Annotated in this window: 10 protein-coding genes; 2 read left to right on the forward strand and 8 right to left on the reverse strand. The window is 69.4% G+C overall.

Annotated features, from left to right (window positions below):
* Position 1: 1 nt before the first annotated feature.
* The 4 genes from ACZ31C_RS18400 to araB all read right to left on the reverse strand — a co-directional run bounded on the left by ACZ31C_RS18400 (position 2) and on the right by araB (position 5,232).
* Entirely contained in the window at positions 2 to 1,543 is a 1,542-nt protein-coding gene (locus ACZ31C_RS18400) for a sugar ABC transporter ATP-binding protein (RefSeq protein WP_396746819.1), read from the reverse strand.
* Between the two features lie 185 nt (positions 1,544 to 1,728).
* Positions 1,729 to 2,733, reverse strand: coding sequence for an ABC transporter substrate-binding protein (locus tag ACZ31C_RS18405; protein WP_350696870.1), 1,005 nt, complete (start codon positions 2,731 to 2,733; stop codon positions 1,729 to 1,731).
* A gap of 127 nt (positions 2,734 to 2,860) precedes the next feature.
* Complete coding sequence (locus ACZ31C_RS18410; RefSeq protein WP_350696871.1) at positions 2,861 to 3,553, reverse strand: L-ribulose-5-phosphate 4-epimerase; 693 nt, start codon at positions 3,551 to 3,553, stop codon at positions 2,861 to 2,863.
* A complete protein-coding gene (gene araB / locus ACZ31C_RS18415; protein WP_465796311.1) occupies positions 3,550 to 5,232 on the reverse strand; it encodes a ribulokinase in 1,683 nt (560 codons plus the stop codon). Before araB ends, ACZ31C_RS18410 begins: the two co-directional genes overlap by 4 nt.
* Positions 5,233 to 6,236: 1,004 nt before the next feature.
* Between araB and ACZ31C_RS18420 the strand changes: the two genes are divergently transcribed.
* Positions 6,237 to 7,880, forward strand: a complete 1,644-nt coding sequence (locus ACZ31C_RS18420; RefSeq protein WP_465796312.1) for a glycoside hydrolase family 27 protein — start codon at positions 6,237 to 6,239, stop codon at positions 7,878 to 7,880.
* Between the two features lie 162 nt (positions 7,881 to 8,042).
* Here ACZ31C_RS18420 and ACZ31C_RS18425 read toward each other — a convergent pair whose 3' ends face one another.
* The 4 genes from ACZ31C_RS18425 to chvE form a co-directional block, all read right to left on the reverse strand.
* Positions 8,043 to 9,320, reverse strand: a complete 1,278-nt coding sequence (locus tag ACZ31C_RS18425) for an ROK family protein (RefSeq protein WP_465796313.1) — start codon at positions 9,318 to 9,320, stop codon at positions 8,043 to 8,045.
* Between the two features lie 143 nt (positions 9,321 to 9,463).
* Positions 9,464 to 10,714 carry a multiple monosaccharide ABC transporter permease gene (gene mmsB / locus ACZ31C_RS18430; protein WP_465796314.1) on the reverse strand — a complete coding sequence of 417 codons (1,251 nt, stop codon included), beginning with the start codon at positions 10,712 to 10,714 and terminating at the stop codon, positions 9,464 to 9,466.
* Positions 10,711 to 12,249 (reverse strand): multiple monosaccharide ABC transporter ATP-binding protein, encoded by a 1,539-nt coding sequence (gene mmsA / locus ACZ31C_RS18435; RefSeq protein WP_350696876.1) that lies wholly within the window; start codon positions 12,247 to 12,249, stop codon positions 10,711 to 10,713. Before mmsA ends, mmsB begins: the two co-directional genes overlap by 4 nt.
* Before the next feature lie 110 nt (positions 12,250 to 12,359).
* Positions 12,360 to 13,496, reverse strand: coding sequence for a multiple monosaccharide ABC transporter substrate-binding protein (chvE, locus tag ACZ31C_RS18440; RefSeq protein WP_396746838.1), 1,137 nt, complete (start codon positions 13,494 to 13,496; stop codon positions 12,360 to 12,362).
* A gap of 631 nt (positions 13,497 to 14,127) precedes the next feature.
* Here chvE and ACZ31C_RS18445 point away from each other — a divergent pair.
* Complete coding sequence (locus ACZ31C_RS18445; protein WP_465796315.1) at positions 14,128 to 15,441, forward strand: hypothetical protein; 1,314 nt, start codon at positions 14,128 to 14,130, stop codon at positions 15,439 to 15,441.
* The last annotated feature ends 94 nt before the right edge of the window (positions 15,442 to 15,535 follow it).

Here is a 15,535-nt window from a genome sequence, read left to right on the forward strand (position 1 = left end):
CTCATGACGACACCTCATCCCGCTGGGTACCGCTGGCGATGGTCTGCATGACCCGGTCGGCGTCCACCGTGTCGTCGTTGGTCAGGTGCGCGACCATCTCCCGGTCCCGCATGACCGCGATCTTGTGGCTGAGTCGCAGCACCTCCTCCAGCTCGGCGGAGATGAACAGCACCGCCATTCCGCCGTCGGAGAGCTGGACGACCAACTTCTGGATCTCCGCCTTGGCGCCGATGTCGATGCCACGGGTCGGCTCGTCCAGGATGAGCAGCCGGGGCTCGGTGATCAGCCACCGGGCCAGCAGCACCTTCTGCTGGTTACCGCCGGAGAGGTTGCGCACCGGCACCTCGGGGTTGGGCGGGCGGATGCTCAACGCCTTGATGTACTTGTCGACCAGTTCGTCCTGTCGCCGCCGCGGGATGGGCCGCAGCCAGCCACGGGCCGCCTGCATGGCCAGGATCATGTTCTCCCGGACCGACAGGTCGCCGATGATCCCTTCCGCGCGGCGGTTCTCCGAGCAGAACCCGATGCCGTGGTCGATGGCCTGCACCGGGTTACGCAGGCCGGTCGCGTCGCCGCTGACCGCCACCTGGCCCCGGTCGGCGCGGTCCGCGCCGAACAACAGCCGGGCCACCTCGGTACGGCCGGAGCCGAGCAGGCCGGCCAGGCCGACCACCTCGCCGGCGTGGATGGTCAGGCTGAACGGGGCCACCGCGCCCTTGCGCCCGAGGTCGGACACCTCGACGAAGGGCGTGCCACCCTCCAGGACCGCCAACTCCCGCCGGGGGTGCTCCTCAATGCGTTCGAGGACGTCGAGCTCCTTGCCGATCATCTTCTCCACCAGCGCGAGCTGCGGCAGCTCGGCGGTCGGGTACTCCCCCACCAGCGTGCCGTTGCGCAGCACGGTGATCCGGTCGGCGATGCCGTAGACCTGGTCGAGGAAGTGGGTGACGAAGAGGATCGCGATGCCCTCGTCGCGCAGCTGCCGCATGATCCGAAAGAGCTGTGCCACCTCACCGGCGTCCAGGCTGGAGGTGGGCTCGTCGAGGATGAGCACCCGGGCCTGTACGTCGATCGCCCGGGCGATCGCCACCATCTGCTGCACGGCCAGCGAGAAACTCGCGACCGGCGCGGTGACGTCGATGTCGAGATCCAAGCGGGTCAGCAGTTCCCGGGCCCGTCGCCGGACCTCGCCCCAGTGGACGGCGCCGAAGCGGCGCGGCTCCCGACCGATGAAGATATTCTCCGCCACCGAGAGGTTGGGGCAGAGGTTGACCTCCTGGTAGACGGTGCTGACGCCGGCCGAGGCGGCCTGCATCGGGCCGCTGAAGGCGACCTGCTCGTCGCCCAGGGTGATGGTGCCCTCGTCGATGCCGTAGACGCCGGTCAACACTTTGATCAGGGTCGACTTGCCGGCGCCGTTCTCACCCATCAGGGCGTGCACCTCGCCGGGGAAGAGCCGGAAGTCGACGTTGTGGAGTGCGCGCACCCCGGGAAAGGACTTGCTGATCCCGGTCATCGTCAGGACCGGACGGCTATCCGTCATCCCATCAGATCCTCTTCTGGGTTCTCGCGGTACGGAAGGGCCACGGAGCCCCCGTGGCGTCCGCCCGGTCAGCCGTGGGGCCGACCGGGCGGACGTGGCACGGGGGTGTCGGGCCAGGCGCCCAGTCCGTTGGGAAATGGGCGACGCTGCGGGGTCGCCACCTCAGCGGCGACCCCGGGCGTCGATCAGTACTTGCGGTTGGGCAGGGCCTCCTTGGCCTGCTCCTGGGTGAAGGTGGTCTCCTCGGTCTCGATCCGCGGCGGCACCTCCTCACCCGCCTTGACCTTCTTGGCCAGGTCCATCAGCTGTGGGCCGAGCAGCGGGCTGCACTCCGCGATGAAGTTGAACTTGCCGTCGGCCAGGGCCTGCATGCCGTCCTTGACCGCGTCGATGGTGATGATGGTGATGTCCTGGCCGGGCACCTTGCCGGCCGCGGTGATCGCCTCGAGGGCACCCAGACCCATGTCGTCGTTGTGCGCGAAGAGCACGTCGATCTTCGGGTGGGCCTTGAGGAACTGCTCCATGACCTGCTTGCCGCCGGCCCGGGTGAAGTCACCCGACTGGGAGGCGATGACCTTGAGCTTGGGGTCGGCGGCGATCGCCTCGGCGAAGCCCTTCTTCCGATCGTTGGCCGGCGCCGAACCGGTGGTGCCCTGGAGCTCGACGATGTTCACGTCGCCGGTCGCGGCCTTCTTCTCCTCGACCAGCCACTCACCGGAGAGACGACCCTCCTTGACGAAGTCCGAGCCGAGGAAGGTCTTGTACAGCGACTTGTCCGCCGAGTCCACCGCGCGGTCGGTCAGGATGACCGGGATGCCGGCGTCCTTGGCCTCCTTGAGCACCGTGTCCCAACCGGACTCCACCACCGGCGAGAAGGCGATCACGTCGACCTTCTGCTGGATGTAGTTGCGGATCGCCTTGATCTGGTTTTCCTGCTTCTGCTGGGCGTCGTCGAACTTCAGCTCGATACCCGCCTCCGCCGCCGACTCCTTGATGGAGTTGGTGTTGGCGGTCCGCCAGCCGCTCTCCGCGCCGACCTGGGAGAAGCCCAGGACGAGCTTGCCGTCGTCGCCACCGGCGTCGCTACCGGTGTCGCTGTTACCGCAGGCCGCCACGCTGCCGGCGAGCAGCACGGCGGCGGCGACCGCGATGGCGCGACGACGCGCCATCGGCATTCGCATGTTCCTCATCGGATCTCCTCGAGTGGGTGCGGTTGTCCACGCCGCCCGCCGTGCTGCACGGGCGGCCTGAGTCGGTGGTGCGGATCCTGTGCGGGTGGTGCGAATCAGATCGCGGGTCGCCGGGACCCGCGACCGGTCAGGAGTTCGCCGGAGGCGAGGGGCGTTGTCCGTAGACGTTCTGGTAGCGGTCGTAGAGCGCGTCGATGTCGGCCTGCGCCATCGGCACCGGTTGCCCGAGCGCGCGCGCCAGGTGCGCGGTCCGGGCGACGTCCTCGCACATCACCGCGGCCTTGACCGCGGAGCGGGCGTTGCGCCCGATGGTGAAGACGCCGTGGTTCTGCATCAGCACCGCGGGCGATCGGTGCCCGGTGAGCGTGCTGACGATGCCCTTGCCGATGTCGTCGCCGCCGATCAGCGCGAACGGGCCCACGGGGATCTCCCCGCCGAACTCGTCGGCCTGCGCGGTCAGGTGGCAGGGGATCGACTCGCCGCGTGCCGCCCAGGCGGTGGCGTACGTGCTGTGGGTGTGCACGACGCCGCCCACCTCGGGCATGGCGCGGTAGACGTACGCGTGCGCCGCGGTGTCGCTGGACGGCGACAACTCTCCCTCGACCGGTACGCCGTCGAGGTCGCAGAGCACCATGTTCTCGGCCGAGAGGTCGTCGTAGTCGACGCCGCTGGGCTTGATGACCATGAGATCGTGGCCCGGCACGCGGGCGGAGACGTTGCCGGCCGTCCAGGCGACCAACCCGTAGCGGGTCAGCTCGCCGTGCAGCCGCGCGACGCTGGCGCGCAACTCGGTCACCAGGGCGGTCAGGTCGTCGCTCATGCGGGCACCTCCACGGTCTCCTGCGGGGTCCCGGTCGACTCGACCGCCGCGTTGCGGATCGCCCGCAGGCGCAGCATCACGTCGTTGGCGCCACGGCCGAAGTGGTCATGCAGCGCGCGGTACTCGGCGTAGAGGGCGTCGTAGGCGCGTACCCGCTCCGGGTCCGGCTGGTAGACGGCCTCGTGCACGCGGCCCATGGTCTGCGCCGCCTCCCGGACCGAGGGGTACGCACCGGCGGCGACGGCGGCGTGGATCGCCGAGCCGAGCGCCGGGCCCTGGGCGGAACCGATGATGCCCAGCGGCCGGTTGGTGACGTCGGCGTAGATCTGCATGAGCAGCTTGTTCGAGGTGAGCCCACCGGCGATCACCAGGTCGTCGACGGGTACCCCCGCGCCGACGAACGCCTCCACGATCATCCTGGTGCCGTACGCGGTCGCTTCGAGCAGGGCGCGGTAGACGTCCTCCGGCCGGGTGGCCAGGGTCAGGCCGACGATCATCCCGCTCAGGTCGTGGTTGACCAGCAGCGACCGGTTGCCGTTCCACCAGTCCAGCGCGACCAGGCCGTGGGCACCGACCGGCTGGGCGGCGGCCAGCTCGGTGAGCCGCTCGTGCGAGTCGAGCCCGGCCGGGGCGGCGTGGTTGACGAACCATCCGAAGATGTCGCCGACCCCGCTCTGCCCGGCCTCGTAGCCCCACGCGCCGTCGCTGATGCCACCGTCGACGACACCGCACATGCCGGCCACCTCGGCCGGGGTGGTGCCGTTGACCACGTGGCAGGTAGAGGTGCCCATGATGGCCACCAGCCGGCCCGGCTCGATCGCCTGGGCGGAGGCCGCGGTCACGTGCGCGTCGACGTTGCCGACGGCGACCGCGACGCCCTCCGGTAGCCCGGTCCAGGCCGCGGCGGTGGCGGTGAGGCCGCCCGCCTTCGCGCCCAGCGGCATCAGCGGACCGTCCAGTTTGGCCACGAAGTCGCCGAAGTCGGGGTTGAGCGCGGTCAGGTAGTCCACCGACGGGTAGTTGCCATCCTGGAGGATGCCCTTGTAGCCGGCGGTGCAGACGTTGCGGGTCTCGACGCCGCACAGTTGCCACACGATCCAGTCGGCGGCCTCGACGAAGCGCTCGGCCCGGCGGTAGACCTCCGGGTCCTCCTCCAGGATCTGCAGGCCCTTGGCGAACTGCCACTCGGCGGAGATCTTGCCGCCATAACGGCCGATCCAGGGTTCGCCCCGCTCGTGGGCGAGCGCGTTGATCCGGTCGGCGTGCGGCTGCGCGGCGTGGTGCTTCCAGAGCTTGACCCAGGCGTGCGGGCGCTGGCGCAGCTCCGGCACCTCGCACAACGGGGTGCCGTCCGCGAGCGTCGGCAGCACCGTGCAGGCGGTGAAGTCGATGCCGATGCCGACGACGTCGGCCGGTTCGACCCCGGCAGCGGCCACCGCCGCCGGAACGGCGTGGCGCAGCACGTCGCGGTAGTCCTCGGGGTCCTGCAACGCCCAGTCGGGCGGCAGCGGGGTGCCGCCGTCCGGTAGGGCGGTGCTGATGACCGCTCTGCGGTATTCGTGCACCGCAGTCCCCAACTCGGCACCGTCGCGGACCCGGACCACCAGGGCCCGTCCCGACAGCGTGCCGTAGTCGACGCCGACGACGTACCGGTCGCCTGCTTCGTCCACTCCGCTCATCTTCACCTCCGGCCGATGACGGACCTCAGTGTTAACGCTCACATCCTGCGCCGTCAAGACACCTGCCGGCAACAGCTCCGTAACGGAGTACACCGAGGGATAGACCACCGTCAACAGGTTACCGAAGGGTGGCGCGCAGCGGTGCCCCCATCCCAGGTCACGCCGCATCCGGCGGATCGGCGTACGGGCCCGCGTGCGAGCGGACGCGGACCCCACCGACGCGCCCGGCGGGGCCGGGCCGTTCCGGAGGGCGGGACGGCGGCGCGACCGACCGCCGCACACCGCCCTCCGAGCCCTCTTCGGCCTGCTCGGACGGCCTGCCGGCCGGACCGCGCGGCGGCGGACGGATGCGCGCGACGACCGGCTAGCGATCATGGCGCGGCACCCCCACGCCGACCCTCCGCACACCCCGCCGGACGGGCCCGGCAGCCGCGTACGAGCTGCGCACATCCGTACGCCAGGAGGGCGCGCGGAAAGCGGCCCACTCCACCGCCCGACAGTCGGCGCAGGACCGTCCGGTCCCGGAAACCAGCCCGTTCGGTGGACCCCAGAATGAGCGTTAACATCGCGGATTCATCAGACGATCAAGGCGAGGCGGCGTCAGCGCCCCCACCCACGCGTACGCCGCTCGATCGCGAGACACATCGCCCCCCATTGACGTGCGCGATCACCTCGGCGGCCGCCGACTGCATGCACAGCGGACCCCCTTCAGCCACTCCGACTCCCGCTCCGAGTGATTTACAGAACTGAATGTCAGCGATAACATTCGCGACATCGATGCTGAGCGTGGCCGGCTGAGGACTCCGTGCGGCCACGGCCGACGGCGACCAGGCCCGCTGCCGCCGGTCACCGGCGCACCCTCGCCCGGCCGGTGCCCTGCCACCACCGGTGCGCCCACGGGCGACGCACCACGCACCCCGTACCGCCACCGCCGCACGGGCACGTCGTGGTCGGTCATCGACGAACGACACCTGTTGGCTCCCGTGACCTTGAAGGAGGTCCGCATGCGCGCACGACCACGATGGTTGGCCGTCCTGAGCGTCCTGATGTTGACGCTCACGGCCGTCGTCGTCGACGGGCTCCACTCGCCGAAACCCGCCCAGGCGCTCAACAACGGGGTGGCGCGTACGCCACCGATGGGCTGGAACACCTGGAACACCTTCGGGTGCAACATCAACGAGGCCCTGATCCATCAGATGGCCGACGCGATCGTCTCCACCGGGATGCGCGACCTCGGGTACAAGTACGTCGTCGTCGACGACTGCTGGTTCGACCCGAACCGCGACTCCCAGGGCAACCTCCAGGCCCACGCCGGGCGGTTCCCCAGCGGCATGAAGGCGCTCGGCGACTACCTGCACGCCCGGGGTCTGCTCTTCGGGATCTACCAGGTGCCCCGGGAGAAGACCTGCGCCCAGTACTTCGGCGCGTGGCCGGGCTCCACCGGCAGCCTGGGACACGAATACCAGGACGCCCGCCAGTTCGCCGCCTGGGGCGTGGACTTCCTCAAGTACGACTGGTGCTCCCCGTGGGGCACCATCAACGACCAGGTCGCGGGCTTCTCCCTGATGCGTGACGCACTGGCCGCCACCGGCCGACCGATCGTCTACAGCATCAACCCGAACAGCATCCACGAGAAGACCGGCCCGCAGCGCAACTGGGGCGACATCGCCAACATGTGGCGGACCACCGAGGACATCACCAACTCGTGGAACACCGGCCAGACCAACGGCTACCCGATGGGCGTGCAGAACATCATCAACGTCACCGTGCCCCTCGCGCCGTACGCCGCACCGGGCGCCTTCAACGACCAGGACATGATGGTGGTCGGCAACGGGGGCATGAACGACACCGAGATGCGCAGCCACTTCGCGCTCTGGTCGATCATGGCCTCGCCGTTGATCGCCGGCAACGACATCCGCAACGCCAACGCGGCGACCCTGGCCATCCTGCGTAACCAGCAGCTCATCGCCATCAACCAGGACCCGCTCGCCCTCCAGGCCGTGCAGGTGTCCCACGACGGCACCCGCCGGGTGCTGGCCAAGCGGTTGGCCAACGGCGACGTCGCGGTGGCCCTGCTCAACCAGGGCTCGTCCACGACCACCGTGTCCACCACGGCGGCGGCGATCGGCAAGTCCGGCAGCTCGTTCACGCTCCGCGACGCCTGGACCAACGGCACCTCGACCAGCACCGGCGCGATCTCCGCCAGCGTGCCGGCGCACGGCACGGCGGTCTTCCGGGTCAGCGGCGGCGGCACGACCAACCCGCCGACCACCTTCCGGCTGCGCAGCGAGTCCTCCGGCCGGTGCCTCGACGTCAACAACGGCGGCACCGCCAACGGCACCGCCACGCTGATCTGGGACTGCCACAGCAACAGCAACCAGAGCTTCACCCAGAACGGCCAGAGCCTCCAGGTGCTCGGCAAGTGCCTGGACATCTCCACCACCGCCACCGCCGGCAGCCCGGTGCAGATCTGGGACTGCAACGGTGGCACCAACCAGCAGTGGACCTTCAACGGCAACGGCACCGTCAGCAGCGTCCGGTTCCCGAACCTCTGTTTGGACGTGAACAACAACGGGACCGCGAACGGCACCACGGTCCTGGTCTGGAACTGCCACACCGCCGCCAACCAACGGTGGAGCCGGGCCTGACCCGGACCATCGGCGCGGACCCGTCGCCCGGCGTGACCGGGTGACGGGCCGGGCGGGTGCCCCGACACCCGCCCGGTCCGCCGCGCCCGGCGTCGACATCCTCAGCGGGTACGTCCCGACACGCGAGGCGCAGCGTCGGGGTGCCGAAGCTCCACCCGGCGCTCAGCCGCAGCGGGCGGGCGGCTCGCGGCGGGCCGTCGTCGGTGCGGCACACCGACCGGCGGTGGTCGCGTCCTGCGGCACCGACACGCAGATGCCCAACGGGTCGTCGAGCAGCGGGGCGAACCCGAGTTCGGCAGCGCCGACCAGGGTCGCGTCGTCACCGAGCGCGGCGGTACGCAGGCGCACGCTCTCCCGGGCGACCGGCAGCACGTTGCGGGCTATCCGGCTGCGCACCTGGGCCGCCGCGCCCGGGTACACGTCGCACAGCATTCCGCCGAAGACGACCATGCCGGGGTTGAACAGGTTGATCAGGTTGGCCACGCCGATGCCGAGCCAGTCCCCGATCCGCCGGAACGCCTCGCGGGCGGCCGGGTCGCCGCGATCGGCGTCGTCGGCGACCGACCGGATGGCCGACCGGCCGAACATCTCGGCGGGACGACCGGCGACGTCGAGCAGGGCCCGCTCACCCACCTCCGCCTCCAGGCAGCCGGACGAGCCGCAGCCGCACGGCCGCCCGTCGTACGGGTTCACCACCATGTGGCCCAGCTCGCAGCCGTAACCGCCGTGGCCACCGAGCAGCCGCCCGCCGACGATGATGCCGCCACCGACGCCGACGTCACCGTGCAGGTAGACGAGGTTGTCGAAGCCGACACCCGCGCCGCGCCGCTGCTCAGCCTGGGCGCCGAGATGGGCCTCGTTGCCGACCGCGACCGGCAGGCCCAGCCCGAGGCGGCGGCCGAGTTCCACGCCGAAGTCCTGGTCCACCCAGCCCAGGTCCGGTCCGAACCGGACCATCCCGTCACCGGGCCGGATCATCCCGCAGTACGAGGCGCCGATGCCCACGCATCGCGCCTGCGGCGGCGCGGCACGGTGCAGCTGGCGACCGAAGCGGGCCAGCACCGCCACCACACGGTGCAGGTCCGGCCCGGCGCGCGGGCGAACCGCCTCACGGCGGTCCAGGATCGCCCCGCCCAGGCCGACCCGAGCGGCCACCAGCCGGTCCACCGCCACGTCGAAGGCCAACACATAGAACCGGTCGGCCGAGGGCCGGACCATCAGCGAGGGGCGACCGGCGCGGCCGGTGTCGGTCGGCAGCTCCTCGTGGACCAGGCCCGCCCGGCTCAGCTCGGTGGTCAACGCCATGATGGTGCTGCGGTTGACGCCCATCCGCTCGGCCAGCCCGGCGCGCGACGTCGGGCCGTCGAGGTGCACGTGCCGCAGCAACGTGCCGGCGTTCCGCCGACGGATCTCCTCCTGGACCAACCCGACCTCCGACATCAGCGACGGTGCGTACGGCCGACGGGAGGGAGTGTGTCCAAGCAGTGGGACGACGTCAAGCGCGGGTCGACCGTGGACCGGTCGACCCGCGCCGGGGCCCGGTGTCGACGTCCTCGGACACGCCGAGAACGTCGACACACGGCCTAACGGCTCGCGCCGGCACGCCGCTTGTTGTAGACGTCGAAGGCGACGGCGACGAGCAGCACCAGGCCCTTCACCACCGACTGCATCGACTGGTCCACGCCCATCAACTGCATGCCGTTGCTCATCACCGCCATGATCAGACCACCGACCATCGCGCCGACGACCGTGCCGACGCCACCGGTGACGGCGGCGCCGCCGATGAAGGCCGCCGCGATCGCGTCGAGTTCGAACATGTTGCCGGCGGCGGGCTGTGCGCCGTTGGAGCGCGAGGAGAAGATGATGCCCGCCACGGCCGACAGGAAGCCCATGTTGACGAAGATCCAGAAGTTGACGGTCTTCACCTTGACGCCGGACAGCATCGCCGCGGGCAGGTTGCCGCCGATGGCGTACACCTGCCGGCCGAAGACCGTCCGCCGGGTGAGCATGCCGTACACCAGCACCAACGCGGCGAGGATGATCAGCACGATGGGCAGGCCCCGGGCGTGCGCGAGCTGCCAGGCGAAGTACATGACCACCGCGCCGACCAGCGCCATCCGCGCGACGAACAGCGCGAAGGACTCCACCGGCTGCTGGTAGCGGATGCGCGCCACCCGGGTCCGGAAACAGCTCACCACGTAACCGGCCACCGCGATGGCGCCGATGAGCAGTGTGAAGGCGTCGTACCCGTCACCACCGATGAGTCCGTTGAGGAAGCCCGCGGCGATCCTGTTGTACTCGGCCGGGAACGGCGACAGTGAGATGTTGTCCAGCACCCGCAGGGTCAGACCACGGAACAGCAGCATGCCGGCCAGGGTCACGATGAAGGCGGGAATGCCGACGTACGCGACCCAGAAGCCGTGCCACGCGCCGACCGCCAGTCCGACCAGCAGCGCGGCCACCACGCCCATCCACCAGGGTTGACCCTGCCGGATCACCACCACGGCGGAGACCGCGCCGGTCAACGCGACCACCGAGCCGACCGACAGGTCGATGTGCCCGCCGATGATCACGATGACCATGCCGATCGCGAGCACCAGGATGTACGAGTACTGCAGGACGATGTTGGTGATGTTGCCCGGGCTCAGCGAGAGCCCGTCGGTGAGGAACGCGAAGAGCGCGACGATGACGACGAGAGCGACAAAGATGCCGCTCTGCCGCAGGTTGTTCATGATGAGCGTACGAGGGTCGCTGCTGCCCACGTGCAGCGCGGCGGCCGGAGCACTCTCGGTCGACGGGCCCTTCGACACCGAGGAGGGCTTGGTGCTGGTCATCCGACGGTTTCCTTGTCCTTCGCCATGAGTTCCATGAGCTTCTCCTGGGTGGCCTCGCCGACCGGCACCATGCCGGTGATCCGCCCTGCCGACATCGTGTAGATGCGGTCGCACATGCCGAGCAGCTCGGGCAGCTCCGAGCTGATGATGATCACTGCCTTACCGGCGGCGACCAACTGGTTGACGATCGTGTAGATCTCGAACTTCGCGCCGACGTCGATGCCCCGCGTCGGCTCGTCCAGGATCAGCACGTCCGGGTCGGTGAAGAGCCACTTCGACAGGACGACCTTCTGCTGGTTGCCACCGGAGAGCTTGCCCACCACCGACATCACGCTCGGCGCCTTGATGTGCATGTCGCGCCGGCTGGCCTCGGCGACCTTGGTCTCCTCGTTGTCGTGCACCCAGCCGAGGTGGGCGAGCTTGCGCAGCCCGGCCGCCGAGACGTTGTGCCGGATGTCGTCGATGAGGTTCAGGCCGTACCGTTTGCGGTCCTCGGTGGCGTACGCGATGCCGTTGCGGATCGCCTCCGCGACGGACCGTGCCCGGACCTCGCGGCCGTGCATGAACAGTCGGCCGGAGATGTCCCGGCCGTACGACCGGCCGAAGACGCTCATCGCCAGCTCGGTCCGCCCGGCGCCCATCAGCCCGGCGATGCCGACCACCTCGCCGGCGCGCACGTTCAGGGCGGCGTTCTGGACGACCAGCCGGTCCTGCGTCGGATGCCGCACCGACCAGTCTTCGATCCGCAGCACCTCCGCGCCCGGCGACGAGACCCGGTCGGGATAGAAGCTGTCCAGGTCGCGGCCGACCATGCCACGGATGATCCGCTCCTGGGTCACCTCGCCGGAGGCCATCTCCAGCCGTTCCACGGTGCGGCCGTCGCGCAGCACGGTGGTCGAGTCGGCGATGGCGGTGATCTCGTTGAGCTTGTGCGAGATCATGATGCAGGTGATGCCCTGGTCGCGCAGCCGTCGCATCAGGTCGAGCAGGTGCGCCGAGTCGATGTCGTTGAGCGCGGCGGTCGGCTCGTCCAGGATGAGCAGCCGGACCTTCTTCGAGATCGCCTTGGCGATCTCGACCAGCTGCTGCTTGCCGACGCCGAGCTGCACCACCGGGGTCACCGGGTTCTCCGGCAGCCCGACCGAGGCGAGCAGTTCCGCGGCCTCGGCGTTGGTGCGGTTCCAGTCGATCAGGCCGCTACGGCCACGGCGCTCGTTGCCGAGGAAGATGTTCTCGGCGATCGACAGGTACGGCACCAGGGCGAGTTCCTGGTGGATGATGACGATGCCCCGGTCCTCGCTGTCCCGGATGCCACGGAAGTTCGCCGGTGCGCCGTCGAAGAGGATCTCACCGTCGTAGCTGCCGGACGGATAGACGCCCGACAGCACCTTCATCAGGGTGGACTTGCCGGCGCCGTTCTCGCCGCAGATGGCGTGGATCTCCCCCCGGCGTACGGCGAGGGAGACGTCCTGGAGCGCCGCCACCCCGGGGAACGTCTTGGTGATGTGACGCATCTCGAGGATGTGGTCGTCCATCTGCACCGTCCTGGCGATCTGTGTGGTGAGGGCTGTACTGGTAATCGGAGCGTCGATGCGGGTGGGGCTCGGCGGCGGACACCGCCGCCGAGCCCCCGGGGGTGTCGCCGTCAGCTCTTGGCCTGACCGGCGGCGACCTCCTCCGCGGTGAAGTAGCCGGAGTCGATCAGCACCTTCTGGATGTCGTCCTTGAAGACGGTCTCGACCGGCAGCAGGTACGACGGGACGACCTTGACCCCGTTGTTGTAGGTCTCGCTGTCGTTGGCCTCGGGCGTCTTCTCCTGGAGGAACGCCTCACCGGCGACCACGGCCTGCTCGGCCAGCAGGCGGGTGTCCTTGAAGATGGTGGAGCTCTGGATGCCGTCGTCGATCAGCTTGACCGAGGCGATCTCGGCGTCCTGCCCGGTGACCACCGGGATCTCGTCGGCGCCCCGGTAGCCGGCGTTCTGAAGCGCCGTGATGATGCCGCGGGAGATGCCGTCGTACGGCGACAGCACGCCGTCCACCTTGCTGTTGTCGTTGTAGCTGGAGGTCAGCAGGTCCTCCATCCGCTTCTGCGCGGCCTCCTGCTGCCAGCGCAGGATCGCCACCTGCTCGATCTTGGTCTGCCCGGACTTCACCTTGAGGGTGCCGGCGTCGATGAACGGCTTGAGGGTGTCCATCGCGCCGTCGAAGAAGAAGTGGGCGTTGTTGTCGTCCAGCGACCCGGCGAACAGCTCGATGTTGAACGGCCCGGTCTCCTCGCCCTTGCCGCCGTCCTTGGTCTGCAGGCCGAGGCCGACCAGGAGCGCGCTGGCCTGGGCCACGCCGACCTTGTAGTTGTCGAAGCTGACGTAGAAGTCGACGTTCGGGCTGTCCCGGATGAGCCGGTCGTAGGAGATGACCGGGATCTTCGCGTCGGCCGCCGCCTGGAGCTGTCCACTGAGGGCGGTGCCGTCGATCGCGGCGATGATCAGCACGTTGGCACCGCGCGTGATCATCTGGTCGACCTGCTGCGACTGGGTCGGGATGTCGTCACCGGCGTACTGGAGGTCGACCTTGTAGCCCTTGGCCTCCAGCTTCTCCTTGACGGAGTTGCCGTCGGCGATCCACCGCTCGGAGGTCTGGGTCGGCATCGAGACGCCGATGGTGAGGTCGGACGGCTTCTCGTCGCTGGTGTTGCCACTTCCGGCGCCGTCGCCACTGCACGCCGCCATACTCAGCGCCAGGGCGGCGCTACCGAGAGCGGCCAGAATTCTTCTGCTCACTGGCTTCCCCAATCTGGAACTCGCGCCGTCGCACCGGCTGCGCGGATCGCACTTCGGGGCCCAAGTGTTAGCGCTCACATTGCCCGGGTCAACACCTCGCCGGAAATCCAGCGGTCACGTTCTCGTAACGAAGCCAAGGCTCCACCGGTCGGCCGAATCACCGCAGGTCAAGGCGCTGAACATCGAAGGAAGTCGAGCGTCAGCACCCGCCACCCGAATATCGTCCATCGAGAGCAGAGAATACGCCAACTCGCGCCCCGGTGCGACGGGCAGGGCGTCGCCTCATCACATCTGTCGACTCGCAAAGGGAAACGGATCACCCGGTCGACGGAAGCCCATCAGCCGGTCACACACCGTGACCGGCCGGGCCTCGCGCTCCATGGTGGGCCGGACGTGCGGGGACGCATTCGGCGCACCGGCGCCGAAGCCCGCGACGCGTGCACCGACGACACCCGGGACGCACGGTCGGCTCCCGCGCCGTCACCGGCACAGTCTTGACATCGACCAGCCGGACGTCGATGCTCTGCTAAATCAGTTTAGCGCCCGTCCTCCCCCACACCACCGCAACCGGTCCGGGGCGCTGCCGCGGGACCTGCCCGCGGCAGCCGGACGCGTCCAACAAGGAGGGCCGATGAGACTGCGAAGGACGCTCACCGCCATGGCGGCGGTGGCACTTCTCGCCACCTCCGGCACGGCCGCGTACGCCGCGTCGAAGGGTCCCGGCGACAACGCCGGCGGCATCCGCAGTGTCACACCAATCACCACCGTCTACACGTACGGCCAGAAGGTCTCCGCCGTCGCCGTCGAGTACCCGCAGACGGTGAACCCCCGCGAGCTCGACAATTCCACCTTCTCGGTCTCCGACACCGTCTACAACTTCCGCTTCAACCAGATGGACGACCTACCCAAGCTGGCCGACCGCAAGGTCACCCACACCTACACGAACAACGCGCCCACCACCCGCGCGGACCGTCGTTCGGTGGACGGCCGGTACGTCATCGTCGAGCTGGACCCCGCCGAGAACCTCGGCTGGACCGTCATCGTCTCCAAGTGCCCGACCTTCCTGTGCAGCGTGAAGGTCAACACCGAGCTGCCCACCCGCGTGACGCAGCGCAAGGACGTGCACGCCCAGCCCGGCAAGGGCAAGGGCAAGGGTCCGGTGCAGGCCAAGGCCGCCCCGAAGACTCCGCGTGGGGTCACCGAGAAGCCGGTGAACCTGCTCGTCGACGACTTCCAGTACGGCTCGTACCTGAGCAGCGGCATGGTGCTGCCGTACCACTACCACCTGCCGAAGAACTACCAGCCCGGCAAGAAGTACCCGCTGATGGTCGTCCTGCCCGGGCACGGCATGGGCTGGGACGGCGACAACCTGGGCGTCCAGATCGCCGCCGACATCCCGGCCACCGCCTGGCTCCAGTCGAGCTGGACCGGCAGCCGCGAGGACGTCATCGTGCTCGCCCCGCAGAATCAGCGGGTCGGCCTGCCCGCCGAGGGTGACCTGCTGATCCGGCTGGTCGACCAGTTCGTCAAGGACCACGCGGTGGACACCGACCGGGTGTACGCCACCACCGTGTCGTACGGCTCCCGGCTGCTGTGGGAGGCGTTCGCCAAGCGTCCCGACCTGTTCGCCGGTGGTCTGGTGACCGGCGGCTTCCAGGTCGGCGCCGACCAGGCCAAGGCCATCGCCGCCGGCGAGGTGCCGCTCTGGATCACCCACGGCGTCAACGACCACCTGCTCAACATCTCGCTCGCCCGCAACTCACACGCGGCCCTGCGCGCGGCCTACGAGGCCCAGGGCAAGACGCCCGCGCAGATCGCCGAACTGCTGCACTACACCGAGTACGGCAACGAGGCGTTCTCGCTGCCCGACTACCACGCCGCCTACGGGCCGACGTACGAGGACCGCAGCATCCTCCAGTGGCTGTTGGCCCAGCGCAAGGGCTGACACACCGGCACCACCGGGCCCGCCGGTCACGACACCCGTCGTGGCCGGCGGGCCTCGTTCGGGTCCACGCGTCCCACGGCACCGCCTCGTCGAT

The organism is Micromonospora sp. NPDC023869, assembly GCF_055559695.1.